Genomic DNA, 16,069 nt, shown 5'->3' on the forward strand with positions numbered 1-16,069 from the left:
CAAGAAAGGATGTCCTTATGATAATGCGGTAGCGGAAGCGACATTTAAAACAATTAAAACGGAATTTGTAAAAGGCCAACGTTTTAACTCAACGGCTGAGTTACAACGCGCTTTTTCGGCTTATGCTTATTGGTATAATCATAAACGATTACATTCTTCGTTAGGCTACTTGCCTCCCGTTGAATTTAAAAAACACTTACCCCTTAATTTTTTTGTTTGAAAATGTGTTGCCATTCCAATTATTTCCTCTTAATAAATGACATCCAATGAGTGTTGGACCTTTTACCACTGATGTGTCCAAAAAGCGGTTCGTATTCTGTCAATGCCAAAATCTCTTTAACTGGTATATCTGTTTCGTTCCATTTAAAGATTAGCGTGCCGTTAGTTTTTAGCACTCGAAAGCATTCACTAAAGCCTTTTCTTAAATCATCTTGCCAAGTTGTCTTATTAAGTTGGCCATATTTTTTGGCTAGCCAACTGCGTTGGCCAACTTTGATTAGATGGGGCGGATCGAAACAAACTTGATAAAATGTTTCATTGTCGAACGGCAAGGAAGTGAAATCGACTTGCACATCTGGATTGATATCTACTACTCGACCGTCGCATATTACGTGACTCTCTTTTCGCTTATCACAAAACAAAACTCGATCATCGAGTTTGTTAAAATAGAACATGCGAGAGCCACAGCAAACGTCAATGACGGGTTTATTGATGTTCATTATTATTTCCTTTAGATAATAGAAATCGCACGCCAAATAATCAGCGCAGATATTTGTAATAAATTAATAGAATAGGGTGGTTGTTCAGTGAGTTATTAACAGAATTTGTGGGTAGCTTTATAATGTATTGATTTAAAAAGGAATCTCATTATCTATAAACTCATTTTGCTGAGCTGATGTTTGCGGTTTATGTTGTTGTGCTGACTGATTACTGCTTTTATCGAACGTTAACGCCTCAAAATCATCAACTATAAAATAAATGGCTGTTTTGTTGTTGCCTTGTTGGTCCTGCCATTTATCTGTTTTGTATCGAGTTGTAACACGAATAAAAGCACCTTTGCCTTTATCTCTTACTTTCTCAGCAATCTTACCAAATGCTCGTAAATTAGCCCAGTCTGTGACATCTTCATAGCTATCACCATTCTTCTTATAGCTACCAATTGCCATGCTGAAATTAACGATTAACTTGTTATCAGAAGTGTAACGCTCCTCGATTTTCCCGATTCTGCCAGTGAATAAACACTGATTTAAATTATTTGCCATTTTCTTGCTCCAGCCCTTTTAAATTCTCAACAATTTGTTGCTGTATTTTTTCAATTTTTATTTCTCCAGTTTCACCCATTCTGTTGTTTCGATTATTTTTGTAACCGATTTAACCTCAACCGGTATCTGAGATGCAAATAAACTCTCCTGATTCTCAGTTAATCCCTGTTTCCACTCGATACTAAACGTACGATGTTCAAGTTGGACAATTTCGATTTTGTCATTAACCCACCTTCCTGTATTAACAACCATAGAATCGACGCTGTAGTATAAGAGCTCCTCGATCTCATCCTCAGTTAACGGCTCATTGTTATCGATTTTTCGTAAAATTTCTTTTTCAAAATCATCAAGTTTTGTATTTGTCATGCTCTACTCCAGTTGTTTACATCTCTGTATAAATGATTGTTTGCTGATTTCTATTCTGTCTATTTCTCTATGCAATTTTTTTTGTTTTTGTGATGACAAAATAATAGCGTATTTGATTGCACAAATTTCATTTGTAAATAAACAGTGAGAGTTTGATTTGTTGTATACGTTAGTACACGAATGCTGGATGTCCGATTTAAATGTTATTTGCGCCTTAGTGATCTTTAATATATTAACCTTAGTCACACTGACGATGTCCCACAGCTCATATACACAATATATGACATTTCCAGCCGCTAAGTTGCTCCATTCCTCTTCTGTAATCATAATCACATCACCTTTTTAAATTTCAGTTCAGCATCATTTGAATGCACATCTTCTTTTATCTCACCCCAACAAATATCTACATTGTTCTCATCGTCGTTTTGTAAATAAAAATCTAACAACTCTTCTGCATGGCGTTTTGCTTCTTCTTTGGTATTGTGATATTCAAAGCCCTCGCCATTGTGGTCATACGTAAAATATTTCATAATTTAATCCTCAATATATATTCCGCTGTCTACAAGATCTGGAAGATAATTTCTGAGCAATTCTTGTTCGTATGCACTTTTATCTTCTACTGCATCATATTCAGCTTTATCAACGACTATTCTTTTATATATAAATGACCCAATTCGCGCATAAACAACAAACGTTATTTTATCTGACATGATTACTCCTTCGGTAGCGGTAGCTCATGTGCATAAATCCAGTGTGTTATTTCATCGTTATCATGCTCGGACCATTTGCCAACATAATCATCTAACCACTCGTCGAATTCTGCGTGTTCGTCGTACCAGTCATATACTGTTGCTTCACACAATTCTTCACGCCCATTTAAAAAACGAATACGTACGATACACAGTTTTTGAGCAATACCATCTTCTTTCTCTGGCGCTTCATCTGGAAATTTGCGCCAATTCAATTTAGTCATCATTCACATCCTCTGGTGTTTCTAATTCACACACAAATATCCAGTATAATACTTTCCCGTTAATGTAATGTTTAATACTCATATCACAACGAGGACAAATAGCACTTTCCGTAAAAAATTTATCTTCACGTTCATCGTAACAACAAGCCTGTATACTTGGACAGTCATCATATATATTCTCTATTACAACAATAACATCATTAAATTTCCAACTATCACATGGTTTTTCATCTGGATATTTATGCCAACATATGTTCATCATCATTATTATTTATCACCTATTTTTATAACCTGCTCTAAATCAACTGTAGTATCTTCTCCCATATCAGTATATGTATAAAAATTTAGATAAATTTTCATTTGCTGTTTTCAGCTCTTTATTTACTAGCGATTGTTCAATTGCATTTTTACAAATTTGCTCTTTGATAGATTTAGTTAATCTAGTCATTGTTTTATCCTTTAAAAAAAGTCATTTGGACGGTTATGCGGCTTCTATTTGTTTGATACGCTCATCTAGTTCTTGCAGAAATTTGATAACTTCTGCTTCTATCTCTTGAGCTAATGCTTCGTCGTAATGAATTCGTATACATCTAAAGCTCAAATTATCTGGTAACCTATCGTCATAACTGACAAAATCGCACCATTTTCGACCCGTGCACATCATTTGCCATTGCATTTGTAAGATATACTCACGCTTTGGCTTTAGTGATTGCATAAATTCTAAGTGCGTCCACGTATTCGGGCATTTTATTTCAATTAATCCATCATCATTTACTAGCCCGTCTGGGCTTGCTCCTGCGTTTTCGATTGTGGGGTGGTGGATAAAACCAACTTCTTTAACGGTTACGTCAAATTGGTTTAGTATGTACATTTCTCTGGCTGTTGGCTCTAACTCTGTGCCGCGTTGCATAGCGGCGTTAGAGTATGATTCGGTTGGTTTTTCTGTTAGACGTTCGCAAATTAGCTGAGCCATGTAATTTTGGCGGCTAGTTGAATAACCGCTTTTTGTTTTAGCCATCACATCACTAATTCTACTTGCAGTTACTTTGCCTAGCCGTGCGTTAAACCATTCATCCGTTCGCTGTTCCATTATCAGCCTCTTTTGCCATATCATAGATACGACGTTTTTCACTAGACCCGATAAGTTTTTGGTCTTCAATTGATAATGATTTCCAAAACTCACCCATTGCATCAATGCCTTTTTGTGCAGATTGTTCAACCGCTTTGATTAATGATTCTCGTTTTTTGTTTAACGCATCTTCATTAATTTTTTGCGCCTGCTTTTCTTCTTCTGGCAAATCCTCACCAGCGTAAATATAAAAACCCAATCCAAACATTGATATAGCCTTGGTTAAACATCGCATTGTCGCTTTGTTGATATCTACTGAATTTGGCGACTTAATAGCGTGGTTTTTAAAATCCATAACTGGTAGCCACATAAATCGAGTTGCCTCGTTGTTATCCTCTTTTATTGTTAGCGTTACGCTAACCGTCATAGAGCCATCCATTTCTGTGGTTGGTGGGTTAATTATGTATGATGATTGAGGATAATACTCCATTAAAACACCCCATGCCCACGCCCAAGACAGATATGTTAATCCGTTCTTTTTTTCTACTTTGTCATTAACATTAACTTGTGATAGAGTTTCCCAAATTTTCTTTTCAAACGATTCTGCCATTTTTATATTTCCTTTAATTAGTCGCCACTTCTAACATCCATCGAATCAGCATAAACAACCCGCCAAATGTCACAATTAAGACACAAAAAAGGGCGTATATTTGCTCGCCCTTGTTTAGTTTGTAATTAATATTAAATCGGTCTGTTTGATAAACATTACAGCCGACGTAATCAATTGGTATTGTGTTCATTTAGACGTCCTCTGGTCGCTCTGTGAGTGAGAGACTCCAATTAATTCCATCAATATTGATGAATAAGGCGCTTCTACAATACTTACTGCTAGAATCATTCCAGCAACCACCATATTTATCGGTATATGGTTCATTAATATAAAAATACACTTCGCCATCTTTGTCCATTGCCGCGTATTTCCATTTTTTATTAATCATTCGCCACATCTTGCGCGTAATTGGTAGCGGTGTAGATTTTGGTGTAATGCGATATTCTGTATTTAAAAAAATACAATTAGAGTCTGACGGGTGCCAAAAGTAGTTGTCGTCATTATATTCTTCAACTGGCACACCCTGCATTATTGCTAATAAAACCTGCACCATGTGTTCTTCATGTTCGTTTTGCGGTGTTAATTTTTCCATTATTCACTCCTCAATTCTTCGAAAAACCAATCTGTTATGTCTATGTCTTCGCATTCACAAGGCGACGCACAATAAGCGAAGCCAATACGTCTTTTGAATAAGTGATTTTGTCTAGATATAACAATCAATGATGCAAGCAAGTCTGGAGCAAATCTAGATGCCTTAGTTCCAGAAAACCAAGGAATATCAGCATCCAAACATGCATTTGACACTAACGCTAGTTCATGCTCAGTTTTACACTTAACAAACCAGTCTTTTTGCTGTAATCGCTCAATAATCTTTTTACTTGTCATTGTTTGCCCCTTAATTTAGACATCATCTGGTCTTTTTGTGAGTGACAGACTCCAGTTTATTCCTTCTGTGCTTATCGCTAACACACTGTCGCAACCATTCCACCCGTCACTATCAATCCACTCATATCTAATCTTGTGAATAGAAGGTTTACTGTCGAAAAAATACACATAACCATTACCCCCCAATACTGCCCATTGCCATTCTTTAGCAATCATCGCCCACATTTCACGAGAAATAGGCAACGGTGTTGATTTTTCCATTATTTATTCCTTATAGTCGTTAACTACTTGCTAAATCTGTAAAAAAGCCCGTTACTCAATTCACGGGCAAATATGCTTAAGAATAAAAGGGGCGCTTTTACGGCAAGCGCCAAGCCGTTTTCGGTTTTAGAATTAAATTTAGATATATTCTTCTTCTTGCAAAAACTATAGCGCTATCTAGCGATGTCATAAAACTTGGGCTAATTTTTATTTCATTTTTTATTGCGCTCTTTGCGCTTGTATATGTAGCTATACCAAGCTCAGCTTTGACAGATAAAATCAACTCAGCAAAATAATCTATGATGTAATCGTCATTATTTGATTGAATATTTTTAACAGCATCAGATATTAATTTATTAGTTAAATCGCTGGCTTCTTTAATTTTTTTATTCATTTAATAAATCCCTCAAAAAAGCCCCATTTCTGGGGCAAAGGACTTGCATGTACTCGTCTTTCCGAGTTGTCAGAATCTTTTGTTATACTCAACTTTAGCTTGAGAGTAACATATATCGGTTATAAACTGATTGTAAATGTCAGCATCAATGTTTTTACTTTCTAGCTTTATTTTTAACAGCTCTACTATTTGCCAATCGTTGTCGTTACTGAAATTTCCAAGCAATTCTTCGGCTCTAGCTTCAATCCAATCATCTTTAGCGTCTTGCATTTCGACATCGTTCATCATTTTGCAATATGCTTTTTCGTAACCGTTCTCTACAGCTCTATGTAATTGCATAAATTACCTCGAAATTTGGTAGTTTTAATCCATCAAAACATCTCATAAAGGTGTTCATTAATGTGCCTGAGTAATACTGCAACACGCTCAGGCTCGTGCTCCCTTGACAACCACGTACAAGGATTTAGAATACTCATAACCACGTACAAACAAGGATTTTTATGTATGCCAGATTGGCTAGTTACTATTGTTTCTATCTTTAGAAAGGATATTTTTTCATTAAAAAGCATGTTGATAGTTCTTGTTTCATTATGTATTTTTTTTATAGTTCCCACCGAAATTCAAATTAAATTTAGTGAAAAAGTAAAAATTCCATTCAGTTATGAAATAGCGGTTTTTGCTACCAGTTTTATTTTGTGCAGTTTTATTTATTCTGTAGTAATAAATTTTAAAAAGTTCTATACAAATTTTTCTAATAAAAAACAACTAAATAAAGAACGAAATGAATTAGTATTATTAATTAATTCGTTAAATAAATCTGAGAAAGAAGTTATTGCTTATTTATTACATAGTGGTTATCCATACATTTCATTTGAAGCGGAAAAAATACCTAAACATGTTATTAAGCTTATTAATAAGGGGGTGATTATTCAATGTGGTTTTCCGCGTACATTTGATACCGAATGTCGCTTTGTACTAGATCCATCATTTGAAAAATTTATTAGAAAAGAAATCAAAAAAAATAATACTGATAATAATTAGTATTATTTACATCAAACTCAAGCGCACTTGTTTAAATGCGCTTTGATTTGATTATTAGACGCAGACCTCTCAGCCTGCTTGGTGGTTTACCTGCACAATTCATCCAGTCACCCACTAGGCGGAATCAGCAACCAGTAGCCGCCTCTAATCTCTGGTTACTATATAAAATTAAGCAATCTTTTTACTAAAGAACTTGATGGCCAGTCGGTCTCTCTCGAGGCTGGGAGTGATTAAGTCGCTCACCCGATGCGTACTGCTGTGATTGCTTTCAAAACCGCTGTACTTTCATATGCCTCAGCTAGCTACTTGAATCTTCTTAATCTGTTAAATAACTCGTAGTCTTGTTTAACTTTTTGGTTAAGTTGATTTGTTTTGATGTGATTATTACAACATAAGTTGTTATTAATATCAACACCTAAAGTTGTTGTTATTTTTAATTAAGTTGTTAAGTTGTTGTTTTTGTGTGATTGATTGTTATTCGTTTGATTATTTTTTAATCAATGAATTGTTTTAAAGTTGTGGTGGGGATTTTAGATGTGAAAAAAGCCCCGAAAGGGGCTTTGTTATTTTTGGTATATATTAAGCGACTTTAGCTAAGCTTAATGCAAATTTATACCCATCATTGTATGCGGTAAAAGCATCTTTGTGTCTGACGCTACCAGCTTGACTGTACGGGATGCTATCTAAAACTGAATCATCAATCGCTTTAGGTATTCCATTTACTGCATGAAAATACCCTAACTCAAATGCACAGCCAGCGCATTTATGTCGGCTAAATGTACCTTGATATTCAGGTAATGATTCGAAGTGAACATCGTAACGGTGTGCCTTATGGCATATAGGTGAATAACCCATTTTTAATACCTCTCTGAGTGATAAGCATTAAATAGGGCTTTACTTAAAAAGAAAACGAATATAGAATAACTATCGAGATCTCGCAATAAAGCCCATAATGCTTTATTTTTTTGTATTAGCCCGATATTAGCGTATCGGGCTTTCCCATATCTAGTAGTTTATTATGTTGCCAACCACTAAATATAGATCAAATTATACCCAATAAAAGAAAAAGCTTCAATAAAAAGATCAGCTTAAAGAGGTCTATTATCGATAATAAGGCTATTTTTTATTTTTTGCTGAACAGGTCATGTGGAAAATAAGAAACATCCTTAGAATGTGATTAATGAATGATTAGCGGTATGTAAAAAAGTACAGTTAATTTTTAGATAAGTATGAAAAAACCCGCGCTGACGGGTTGGTTATATACTGATTTATATTTAGAATTGATCGGAACTAATTGGAATATGAGTTTTATTAAAAAACTGTTTAATGAAAGTTTTATTTTCAGTTGATGCAATAATTTCTGCTTGTGTTTTTATTTCATCTGATAATATTGGTGACTTAGATTGATTTTCTGTTTTCAATTTTTCTTTAAGATAAACTTGAGTATTAGATCTCAACACAAAAGAAAAAATTTGAGTATTCTCATTATCAACACCAACAATTGTAGTTATCATCTTAACCATTAGTTTATCTAATTCTTTATGAATCATGATGCTTTCTTGAGATTCATTTATTTGAAATTCAATATCTGTACCGTTTTTCGCTTTTCTATATTCATCAAAGCTAATATTAATAATAATGAAATCTTTCTTTTGTTTAAATAATTTATCCATATTTTATTTCTCTTTAACTAGTATATTAATAATAAAGACAGCTATTAGTATCATTCGGATAATTATTGTCTAATCCACCTTTCATAGGATTTTTAATCTTTTCTATTATATTTTTACATATAAGTATAATGTCAAATTTAGTAGATTCTTCTAATTCTATGTAGCAAGCTTCATTGTTAATTAATTTCGAAAAAATAACGCCATTATTCTCATCATCTATACAATTGATATCTTGAATTAAGATATCTGCAGGTATACCAAGTCCATTATGAAGTTTTTTAATCATATTTAAACTTAGATTTCTTTTGCCATTGAGGACTTCTGACACTTTAGATGATGAACCTAAATATTTTTTCATATCTTCATTAGTTAAACCTTTTTGATCCATAATAAATTTTATATAATCAATAGGAGAAGGAGCCTCAACGGGGTAGTTTAAATTTTCATATTTTTCAATTAGCATTGCTAATAATTCGAATTCATCGCTTTCCTCTGAAAGAGGTGTTAATTCTTTACCGAAAAGTTCAGTGAATCGATCCATTGCTTTTTGATATTCTGCTTCATTATGCAGTATAGTCCAAAAATAGCTAGCCATTATTTTAACCTCAATTTATCATATTCAGAATGAGTATAGACCCCATCAATAAGAACCATGCCATTACAATATCTCACTTGAACAACAACTCTATAGTTATTATGTTTGACATTAAAAACACCTTTAGAATCACCTAACTGGTCATATGAATTATTAAAATTGTTTTTAATGTCATGTGGATTATTCCAAGTTGACAATTCAACTTTTCTTACCCAAGAGTTCAGGTGTCTACTTGCTTCAGGATGTTTCTTATTAAATTTGATTATCTTTTCTTTCCCGAATATTTTCATAAATTTCCCAAATTGGGAATATATATAATATATCCCTTATAATTAAAATTATCAATAACTATCTAATTTACTTTATTCTATTTGAACGATTGAATCTTTGTTTCAATAACCGCCGAAGCGGTTGTTACGGATAATCTTTGCCACCATTTGGTGGTTTACATCTCATTAATCTGCCTAATGTCATTTTCCACCCTTTGAATACGCCATATTTTTCAATTGCTAATAAGGCATATTCTGAGCAAGACGGTTCGAATCTACATGCTGAGCGAATGCGATTGGGGGCTATCGCTCTATATAGATATATTAATTTAAAACTAAGCCACTTCACGTCTAAAGATAATCACATAATAAATAGAATATTCTTCTTTCTTTCCTAAAAGAGAAGCAAGACACCCTGGGGATGTTCTTACTCCAACGCTCTCAACGCTTACAAATTCCCAATTATCTTTGGCTTTGTTATTTATTATTTCACGCAAATAAGCTCCAGCTTCATTGCCTTTATCTTTTTTCCCTACATTAATATTTGGTGGAATTTGAACTGTTTCATAAATATAACGCACTGTTTTCTCCTTGAATTATTATTTAATATATATCTAATTATGATTATAGTTTTGTTAAACGAAAACAACCGAAGCGGTTAGCCGTGTTTTCTTAATAGCATTGATTACATTTCAAATGAACAATGAAATACTCGCCCGATTATTTCTATATTTTTTGAATCATCAATTTCATCAGGAAATTCTTCAGAGTTGTAAGAAACAATTCTTATTTTTCCTGCTGGTAATAAATACAATCTTTTTAGCCGACACAATCCGTCTTGGCATATTGCATAAACATCGCCATCACGAATATCTTTTTGTAGTGTGTTCACCGCAACAGTTGCTCCATCTGGAATAACGGGCTCCATACTGTTTCCTTTAGCTGGAAAACAAATGACAAATTCTTTTTGTGCGTTTTTTCTTCTAAAAAAAGATTTGCTAAATCTGAGCTTATATCCATTGTGATCTTCCGTGCTTGAACAACCATGCCCTGCTGCAAGTTCAATTGATTTGAAATATGGAACTTCAACTTCATCATCATTTAATGGGGTTTTATCATCCCACTCATCTACGTCTCTTGTTGATAATTCATCCATCGGCGTTCCGTCTCGTTGCTGTTTAAGCTGAGGACCTTCTCCTTTAGCTAACCATTCAACCGAAACACCTAAATAATCAGCGATCTTCAATAGATTTCTATTTGATTTTGTTTTGCCTGTCATTAATTTCCATATTGTGGTTTGAGACATACCAATAGCCTCTCCCAATTTCGCTTGAGAAATCTTCTTTTCTTTCATTATTGAGGTTAGTCGATCTGCTAATGTCATTTTTTAAGCTCCTTTTTCATTTAAATAAAATACAACCAAAGTTGTATAAAGTAAAACACCTTAAGTTGTTGACACAAGCAAAAACAAAAGATAATATTCACAACATAAGTTGTTAAAAGAGAGTTTGTATGAAAAATAAAGCAATTGAGAAAGCTATTTTAATTACGGGAAGCCAGAAAAAATTAGCTGATGCGTGTGGGAAAACTCAGACATCAGTATGGAAGTGGCTGCACGGATTGTCTGATGTTAGTCCTGAACATGTTCATTTAATAGTAAAAGCAACCAATGGGGAAGTTGCAGCTTGCGATATTAGACCTGATTTACCAGAACTTTTCCCAAGAAAGAGGGTAAGCAATGAACGCAGTTGAAATATTAAAACTAATAGGGCGTCCGAATGCCTATTATCCTAAGCTAGCTAAGCCACTGGGTGGTGTGAGTCCTGCTGTTTTATTCTCACAATTATTTTATTGGCAAGACAAGGCTACGTCTGATTTAGGTGTGTATAAAACACGTGATGAGCTTGAAGATGAAACTGGTTTATCTCATAACGAACAAAGAACGGCTATCAAAAAACTAAAAGAAAAAGGCGTGTTAATTGTTACAGAAAAGAGGTTAGAGCATAAGACTTTTTACAAGATTGATAATGAAAAAGTTAATCAAGTTTTAAGCGATTTCGCCAACTCTATAACTCAATCATCACGACAAATGAAAAGTAGTTACCCCGATCTCTACAATGTAGATGTCGAGACGACTACAAAATCAAGTTCGTTATATCAAGAGAATACTACAAAGACTACTACAGAGAATACTACAAATATTATTGCGAATAAATCGCAACAGCCAAAGCGACCTTGTCAGTTTCCTGATGAATTTAAACCGAACGATCATCATCGAGATATAGCGATGAATGAAAACATCAATTTGGATAATGAGTTTGTCAAATTCAGGGATTACTGCTTGGCGAATGGCAAAAAATATATTGATTGGAATGCGGCTTTTAACAACTGGTTACGCAATGCTAACGGTTATAAAAAATCAAATAAACCACCTGAAAAATTCATGACCCTTGCCGAGCGTAACAGGGCAGTTTTAGAGAGTATGAGGGCTTAACCATGGCAAAGATTACAGATGAATTTTTAGCGGTTATTGGTGGATTACTTGAGGTTTACGGACAGCAAGCAAGCACAGTCAAGGTTAATATTTACTGGTCAACACTTGGACAATATCCGATTCAATCGTTAAAAGCCGCTGCACATGCTTGGGTGCTTAAAAGTCAATTTATGCCTAAGCCTGCGGATTTAATCAAGCTAATGGGTGGTTCAAGTAATCATTTATCACCAGATGAAGCGTGGTCGATTGCAATACTTGCTAGCGATGAAACCAATACGGTTGTTTGGACTAATGAAATAGCAAAAGCGTGGGCACAAGCTGAAATTGTCTACCGAAATGGCGACAAAATTGGAGCAAGACGAACGTTTATTGATGCATATGAGCGAATGGTTGATGAATCGATGATGTACGGGCGTGCCGTTGAAGTGTTTGTTTCGCTAGGTAGCGATAAAGCAAAGCGTGCTGATGCTATAAACCATGCTGTTTTTACTGGGCTATTAACACAAGAGCGAGCTAATCATTATCTACCAAAACCAGAGAATACGTTTGCAATGTTGGAATGCAAAACTGAGCAGGGAGCATCAAGTAAAAGCATGATGTATATTGCTAGCATTAAGCAGATGTTAAAAACAGGTAGAGCTTGTGTTGCGGAGAGTTAACCACTGCCCACTTGGACGTTATCACATGCTCGACAAAATAGCGTACGACTATGTGAGAGCGATAAAGAGCAGGGGAGCAAATACGGCAAAGATTAAGCAGCAGTTGGCAGAACGAGTAAAAAATTATTCAGAAGAAGACAAAATTAAATTGAGGGAGTTGATACAGAAATGGCTTACAAAATAACAGCAACAATCATAAAAAAATGGCAATTACCGACAAGTTGGACGCATTTTACTGATGAAGAATTAACAATCGAACAATGCATTAAAAAGCTATCAAACGGTAAAGAGCTAGTTCAGCTTGATAATTTTGAGCGTGTGAGGGTTTAAGGATGTTTGAAGATTTTACTAGACGCTCTAAAGCGGTTATTAACGGTCTAGTTTCTTGGTTAATCGTTATTGCGTTAGCTGTCAACGTTTCAGTAGCTAGCATTAACATCATTAATTCATTTTTTTCAAACAATGAGTTGACGCAAGCTGGAAAATTTCTTGATTCAGTTGAAAGTAGAGTTAACGAAAATGGGTTCGTTTTTTATGAAACAGCTAATCATCGAATTGTAGTTACAACAAAAGAATGGTACGAAAATAATCATAGGAACCAAGAGAATGACTAAATTAACACAGCAAGAGTTAGAAAAAGAGCGCGCTCTTTTTGAAAAATGGCTTTCGAGCTTTTATGGTTATAGTTTTGTTTTTGGTCACGATTATTTAATTGATGAAAATCGTTATGTGAGCGGACCAATAAACATGCGTTGGTCAAGTTGGCAGGCACGGGCTGAATTAGACGGGGATCGGGTGATGAGTGACAACGTAAAAAATCCAAAACATTATCAAATAATCAAGGGTATCGAATCTATCGACATCATAGCGCGTAGTATGACTGTAGAGCAGTTTAGAGGCTTTTGCCTTGGTAACATTTTGAAATATCGAATTAGGGCAGGTAAAAAAGATGCGTTAGAGCAGGATATTGCTAAGGCTAACGAGTACGAGAAGATTTTTGAAAATAAAAAACATTTTTGCATTGACGGGAGGTAGATAATGAGCGGTAAATTATTAATAAAAATTTCATACACGGCAATCATAGTCATAGCTATTCTTATGTCTAAATTGATTAGCGAAAACTTTATAGTTATACCCAAAATTGTGTTTTGGTTTGAATGTTTCATTTTGTATTTAGCTATTCTCATTCCGTCTGAAAAGTTTATTGAAAACTGGAATTATTTAACCAATTTTCACATAGCTTGGAACTTGATTTATGCCATTTTATCGACCTTTTTTATTGCTTACGAGGGGTGGTTTGTTCTTTTATGTTTTTATATTCCAGCTCAGATTTTCGGTATAGCAAAATTAATCAAGTTAAACCAAATGGTTGCAAATAAGGAGTTAGCAGATGAGTGATGTAGCGATTGTAGTAATAGCTGCGTTTATTTTTTGGGGATTCGTAATTTGGAGAGCAACTAAATGACAAAACCAACGCTGGGTGATTTTATTGAAAACCCGTTCAAAGCTATGCGGAACGGATATTATCCTGATTTTATGAGCTGTTTATCATTAAAAGCGTCATCGTTCGGAATTAAACAGCTAAACGATATTAAAGGTGAGTTTTTTTGGATTCTTAATCAAGAAGCAATTTTATTTCCAATACACTTGCTAAGCCTTGTTATATATACATTTCTAATATTAACAACGCCTATTCTTTTTCCAGTTTGGGCATTGATATTTTGGTTCAACGTTAGAAAGCAATATAAACGCTATCACGAAAAGATGAAGAACAAATCGACGCTAATAGTTGAGTATTTGGAGTGATAAACAATGATTAAAGAATTTCGATTAACACACGAACTAGCACGCACTACAGCGATTAACGTAATAAATCAATTACCAGTTGATAGCGAGCGTCCATTGAGGATTGTAATTGATGAAGACAATCGCACGTTAGCACAAAATCGCATGATGTGGGCTGTTTTAAATGATATCGCAAAACAAGTTGAATGGAACGGAGAAAAGCTCACAGCGGAGGAATGGAAGCATTTAATCACGGCTAATTTGCACGGGCAGAAATGTGTAAAGGGAATTCAAGGCGGACTGGTATTCATGGGGCAATCAACGCGAAGAATGAATAAAAAAGCATTTGCTGATGTGGTGACTTGTGCTGAACAGTTTGGGGCTGAAAATGCCGTTATATTTAGCTCAGATGCACAGGAAGCGATTCGACTGGCTGAACAGTACAAAGACCAATTATCAAAGGTGGCATGATGAATTATTTAAAAATTAACGGTAATGAGTATCAAAAGATATTTACGGTTGGTGATTTACACGGTTGTTACGATTTACTAATGAGCAAGTTAAACGAGGTGAGCTTTGATTTTAAAAATGACTTACTAATAGCTGTTGGTGATTTAATTGATAGAGGTACGCAAAGCTTAGAATGTTTACGATTAATTAATCAGGATTGGTTTAAAACGGTTCGTGGAAATCACGAGCAAATGGCAATCAATGGAATTAACGGAGACGAACAATCATTATTAGCATGGCAATACAACGGTGGGGGTTGGTTTTTCAAATTAAACGATTTAGATAAACAGGAAGCTGTTAACTTAATTAATAAGTGCAATGAATTGCCTTTAGTTATTGAGCTTTCAATCAATAACGAATTAATAGCGTTTGCACACGCAGATTATCCAGCAAATGAATATGTATTCAACAAGCCTATTGATTTAAATAAAGTGGTTTGGAGTCGAGAACGATTTGAAAAATATGACAATACAGGAATAAAAGGTGTTGAATTTTTTGTGTTTGGTCATACTCCGCAAAGAGAAGTGACGCAAGTTGCAAACAGGGTTTACATTGATACTGGGGCGGTTTTTTCTGGCAACTTAGTATTAACTAGGATGGACAATATTTAGGGTAGCATGATGAACAACGAACACTTGGAACAACTGAAACGATACGATGATAAAGAGCAAGAATTAGAGCGAGCAATAGCAATAGTTAGAGAACAACGCAGAGAATACATTAATCAGCATAATTTAAACAAGGTTAACGATGAGCAAACTAACTAAAGAAGCAAGAGGGCGAGAGTGCACGGTTCGATTGCCGTGCTGTAATCATAACCCAGAAACCACGGTACTAGCGCATTATCGACTAGCAGGAACGTGTGGCGTAGGTATGAAGCCGAATGATTTGCAGGGCGCATGGGCTTGCTCAGCTTGTCATGATGAAATAGACTGCAGAACACGAATATTTGAGAATGAATTCGTTAGATTAGCTCACGCTGAAGGAGTTATTAGAACACAAGACATACTGATCAAGGAAGGAAAAATAAAAGCATGATTTATAACATTACTCCAGTTCCTAAACCGCGGATGACACAGCGCGACAGGTGGGCAAAACGGAAACCAGTATTGCAATATTTTGCATTTAAAGACGAATGCAAGGCGAGCGGCGTAACACTGCCGGAAAGTCATTATCACATAATTTTTGTTATACCCATGCCAAAGTCGTGGAGCAATAAAAAA

37 protein-coding genes and 1 pseudogene are annotated in these 16,069 nt (G+C 34.9%); 15 read left to right on the top strand and 23 right to left on the bottom strand.

Going from position 1 to position 16,069, the window contains the following annotated elements; genetic code table 11:
- The coding region (locus A9G35_RS05985; protein ID WP_141673796.1) for an IS3 family transposase at positions 1-220 on the top strand (220 nt) is incomplete at its 5' end.
- Positions 221-239: 19 nt separating this feature from the next.
- Here the strand turns inward: A9G35_RS05985 and A9G35_RS05990 are convergent.
- The 16 genes from A9G35_RS05990 to A9G35_RS06055 form a co-directional block, all read right to left on the bottom strand.
- Positions 240-674: a class I SAM-dependent methyltransferase gene (locus A9G35_RS05990; RefSeq protein WP_255305968.1), complete on the bottom strand. Its 435-nt coding sequence runs from the start codon at positions 672-674 to the stop codon at positions 240-242.
- A gap of 177 nt (positions 675-851) precedes the next feature.
- On the bottom strand, positions 852-1,262 hold the full coding sequence (locus A9G35_RS05995) for a single-stranded DNA-binding protein (protein WP_065636086.1): 411 nt from the start codon (positions 1,260-1,262) through the stop codon (positions 852-854).
- 57 nt (positions 1,263-1,319) lie between these two features.
- Positions 1,320-1,628 (bottom strand): hypothetical protein, encoded by a 309-nt coding sequence (locus A9G35_RS06000; RefSeq protein WP_065636087.1) that lies wholly within the window; start codon positions 1,626-1,628, stop codon positions 1,320-1,322.
- Between the two features lie 329 nt (positions 1,629-1,957).
- Positions 1,958-2,158, bottom strand: a complete 201-nt coding sequence (locus tag A9G35_RS06010) for a hypothetical protein (protein WP_065636089.1) — start codon at positions 2,156-2,158, stop codon at positions 1,958-1,960.
- Positions 2,159-2,161: 3 nt separating this feature from the next.
- On the bottom strand, positions 2,162-2,338 hold the full coding sequence (locus A9G35_RS13465; protein ID WP_176701395.1) for a hypothetical protein: 177 nt from the start codon (positions 2,336-2,338) through the stop codon (positions 2,162-2,164).
- 2 nt (positions 2,339-2,340) lie between these two features.
- Positions 2,341-2,592, bottom strand: coding sequence for a hypothetical protein (locus A9G35_RS06015; protein WP_141673797.1), 252 nt, complete (start codon positions 2,590-2,592; stop codon positions 2,341-2,343).
- A 1-nt stretch (position 2,593) separates the two neighbouring features.
- A complete protein-coding gene (locus A9G35_RS06020) occupies positions 2,594-2,866 on the bottom strand; it encodes a hypothetical protein (protein ID WP_065636091.1) in 273 nt (90 codons plus the stop codon).
- A gap of 60 nt (positions 2,867-2,926) precedes the next feature.
- Positions 2,927-3,049, bottom strand: coding sequence for a hypothetical protein (locus A9G35_RS13890; protein ID WP_255305969.1), 123 nt, complete (start codon positions 3,047-3,049; stop codon positions 2,927-2,929).
- A gap of 33 nt (positions 3,050-3,082) precedes the next feature.
- Entirely contained in the window at positions 3,083-3,691 is a 609-nt protein-coding gene (locus A9G35_RS06025) for a lambda exonuclease family protein (RefSeq protein ID WP_065636092.1), read from the bottom strand.
- Positions 3,672-4,280, bottom strand: a complete 609-nt coding sequence (locus tag A9G35_RS06030) for a Sak single strand annealing protein (protein ID WP_065636093.1) — start codon at positions 4,278-4,280, stop codon at positions 3,672-3,674. The genes A9G35_RS06025 and A9G35_RS06030 overlap by 20 nt, the downstream gene beginning before the upstream one ends.
- A gap of 13 nt (positions 4,281-4,293) precedes the next feature.
- Positions 4,294-4,470 (bottom strand): hypothetical protein, encoded by a 177-nt coding sequence (locus A9G35_RS13470; protein ID WP_176701396.1) that lies wholly within the window; start codon positions 4,468-4,470, stop codon positions 4,294-4,296.
- The gene (locus A9G35_RS06035) at positions 4,471-4,872 is read right to left on the bottom strand and encodes a hypothetical protein (protein ID WP_065636094.1); all 402 of its coding nucleotides are present in this window, start codon (positions 4,870-4,872) and stop codon (positions 4,471-4,473) included.
- Positions 4,872-5,165: a hypothetical protein gene (locus tag A9G35_RS06040; RefSeq protein ID WP_065636095.1), complete on the bottom strand. Its 294-nt coding sequence runs from the start codon at positions 5,163-5,165 to the stop codon at positions 4,872-4,874. Before A9G35_RS06040 ends, A9G35_RS06035 begins: the two co-directional genes overlap by 1 nt.
- Positions 5,166-5,180: 15 nt before the next feature.
- A complete protein-coding gene (locus A9G35_RS06045) occupies positions 5,181-5,426 on the bottom strand; it encodes a hypothetical protein (RefSeq protein WP_065636096.1) in 246 nt (81 codons plus the stop codon).
- Between the two features lie 97 nt (positions 5,427-5,523).
- Positions 5,524-5,820, bottom strand: coding sequence for a hypothetical protein (locus tag A9G35_RS06050; protein ID WP_065636097.1), 297 nt, complete (start codon positions 5,818-5,820; stop codon positions 5,524-5,526).
- Positions 5,821-5,889: 69 nt separating this feature from the next.
- The gene (locus A9G35_RS06055) at positions 5,890-6,159 is read right to left on the bottom strand and encodes a hypothetical protein (RefSeq protein WP_065636098.1); all 270 of its coding nucleotides are present in this window, start codon (positions 6,157-6,159) and stop codon (positions 5,890-5,892) included.
- A gap of 165 nt (positions 6,160-6,324) precedes the next feature.
- Between A9G35_RS06055 and A9G35_RS06060 the strand changes: the two genes are divergently transcribed.
- Positions 6,325-6,861 carry a super-infection exclusion protein B gene (locus tag A9G35_RS06060; protein ID WP_065636099.1) on the top strand — a complete coding sequence of 179 codons (537 nt, stop codon included), beginning with the start codon at positions 6,325-6,327 and terminating at the stop codon, positions 6,859-6,861.
- Between the two features lie 579 nt (positions 6,862-7,440).
- Here A9G35_RS06060 and A9G35_RS06065 read toward each other — a convergent pair.
- From A9G35_RS06065 to A9G35_RS06090, 7 genes are all read right to left on the bottom strand, one after another.
- Entirely contained in the window at positions 7,441-7,716 is a 276-nt protein-coding gene (locus A9G35_RS06065; protein ID WP_065636100.1) for a hypothetical protein, read from the bottom strand.
- A gap of 419 nt (positions 7,717-8,135) precedes the next feature.
- Positions 8,136-8,534 carry a hypothetical protein gene (locus A9G35_RS06070; RefSeq protein WP_065636101.1) on the bottom strand — a complete coding sequence of 133 codons (399 nt, stop codon included), beginning with the start codon at positions 8,532-8,534 and terminating at the stop codon, positions 8,136-8,138.
- Positions 8,535-8,559: 25 nt separating this feature from the next.
- The gene (locus A9G35_RS06075) at positions 8,560-9,129 is read right to left on the bottom strand and encodes a helix-turn-helix domain-containing protein (RefSeq protein ID WP_065636102.1); all 570 of its coding nucleotides are present in this window, start codon (positions 9,127-9,129) and stop codon (positions 8,560-8,562) included.
- Positions 9,129-9,419 carry a type II toxin-antitoxin system HigB family toxin gene (locus tag A9G35_RS06080; protein ID WP_065636103.1) on the bottom strand — a complete coding sequence of 97 codons (291 nt, stop codon included), beginning with the start codon at positions 9,417-9,419 and terminating at the stop codon, positions 9,129-9,131. The genes A9G35_RS06075 and A9G35_RS06080 overlap by 1 nt, the downstream gene beginning before the upstream one ends.
- A 124-nt stretch (positions 9,420-9,543) precedes the next feature.
- Positions 9,544-9,747, bottom strand: a complete 204-nt coding sequence (gene yidD, locus A9G35_RS13980) for a membrane protein insertion efficiency factor YidD (protein ID WP_080702292.1) — start codon at positions 9,745-9,747, stop codon at positions 9,544-9,546.
- Positions 9,734-9,979 (bottom strand): DUF4177 domain-containing protein, encoded by a 246-nt coding sequence (locus A9G35_RS06085; RefSeq protein ID WP_065636104.1) that lies wholly within the window; start codon positions 9,977-9,979, stop codon positions 9,734-9,736. The genes yidD and A9G35_RS06085 overlap by 14 nt, the downstream gene beginning before the upstream one ends.
- A 104-nt stretch (positions 9,980-10,083) precedes the next feature.
- Complete coding sequence (locus tag A9G35_RS06090; protein ID WP_141671188.1) at positions 10,084-10,782, bottom strand: XRE family transcriptional regulator; 699 nt, start codon at positions 10,780-10,782, stop codon at positions 10,084-10,086.
- Positions 10,783-10,910: 128 nt separating this feature from the next.
- On the opposite strand from A9G35_RS06090, the gene A9G35_RS06095 reads away from it, so the two are divergent.
- The 13 genes and pseudogenes from A9G35_RS06095 to A9G35_RS13685 form a co-directional block, all read left to right on the top strand.
- A complete protein-coding gene (locus A9G35_RS06095) occupies positions 10,911-11,150 on the top strand; it encodes a helix-turn-helix domain-containing protein (protein ID WP_034910089.1) in 240 nt (79 codons plus the stop codon).
- Complete coding sequence (locus tag A9G35_RS06100; protein WP_051634134.1) at positions 11,137-11,892, top strand: hypothetical protein; 756 nt, start codon at positions 11,137-11,139, stop codon at positions 11,890-11,892. Before A9G35_RS06095 ends, A9G35_RS06100 begins: the two co-directional genes overlap by 14 nt.
- Positions 11,893-11,894: 2 nt before the next feature.
- Entirely contained in the window at positions 11,895-12,551 is a 657-nt protein-coding gene (locus tag A9G35_RS06105) for a hypothetical protein (RefSeq protein WP_065636105.1), read from the top strand.
- A gap of 168 nt (positions 12,552-12,719) precedes the next feature.
- Complete coding sequence (locus A9G35_RS13180; protein WP_141673799.1) at positions 12,720-12,881, top strand: DUF1187 family protein; 162 nt, start codon at positions 12,720-12,722, stop codon at positions 12,879-12,881.
- A gap of 2 nt (positions 12,882-12,883) precedes the next feature.
- Positions 12,884-13,165 (top strand): hypothetical protein, encoded by a 282-nt coding sequence (locus tag A9G35_RS06110; protein ID WP_065636106.1) that lies wholly within the window; start codon positions 12,884-12,886, stop codon positions 13,163-13,165.
- Entirely contained in the window at positions 13,158-13,586 is a 429-nt protein-coding gene (locus A9G35_RS06115) for a DUF3310 domain-containing protein (protein ID WP_065636107.1), read from the top strand. Before A9G35_RS06110 ends, A9G35_RS06115 begins: the two co-directional genes overlap by 8 nt.
- 3 nt (positions 13,587-13,589) lie before the next feature.
- Complete coding sequence (locus A9G35_RS06120; protein ID WP_065636108.1) at positions 13,590-13,949, top strand: hypothetical protein; 360 nt, start codon at positions 13,590-13,592, stop codon at positions 13,947-13,949.
- A gap of 63 nt (positions 13,950-14,012) precedes the next feature.
- Positions 14,013-14,357: a hypothetical protein gene (locus A9G35_RS06125; RefSeq protein WP_065636109.1), complete on the top strand. Its 345-nt coding sequence runs from the start codon at positions 14,013-14,015 to the stop codon at positions 14,355-14,357.
- Positions 14,358-14,363: 6 nt separating this feature from the next.
- Positions 14,364-14,807: a recombination protein NinB gene (locus tag A9G35_RS06130; protein WP_065636110.1), complete on the top strand. Its 444-nt coding sequence runs from the start codon at positions 14,364-14,366 to the stop codon at positions 14,805-14,807.
- A complete protein-coding gene (locus A9G35_RS06135; RefSeq protein WP_065559883.1) occupies positions 14,804-15,457 on the top strand; it encodes a metallophosphoesterase in 654 nt (217 codons plus the stop codon). Before A9G35_RS06130 ends, A9G35_RS06135 begins: the two co-directional genes overlap by 4 nt.
- Before the next feature lie 9 nt (positions 15,458-15,466).
- Positions 15,467-15,613: a hypothetical protein gene (locus A9G35_RS13475; RefSeq protein WP_176701374.1), complete on the top strand. Its 147-nt coding sequence runs from the start codon at positions 15,467-15,469 to the stop codon at positions 15,611-15,613.
- Entirely contained in the window at positions 15,597-15,884 is a 288-nt protein-coding gene (locus tag A9G35_RS06140) for a DUF1364 domain-containing protein (protein WP_065635611.1), read from the top strand. The genes A9G35_RS13475 and A9G35_RS06140 overlap by 17 nt, the downstream gene beginning before the upstream one ends.
- A pseudogene (locus A9G35_RS13685) lies at positions 15,881-16,069 on the top strand (RusA family crossover junction endodeoxyribonuclease); the annotation flags it as partial. The gene A9G35_RS06140 and the pseudogene A9G35_RS13685, both read left to right, overlap by 4 nt.

Source organism: Gilliamella sp. Choc5-1 (genome assembly GCF_001690595.1).
GTDB lineage: Bacteria > Pseudomonadota > Gammaproteobacteria > Enterobacterales > Orbaceae > Gilliamella > Gilliamella apicola_M.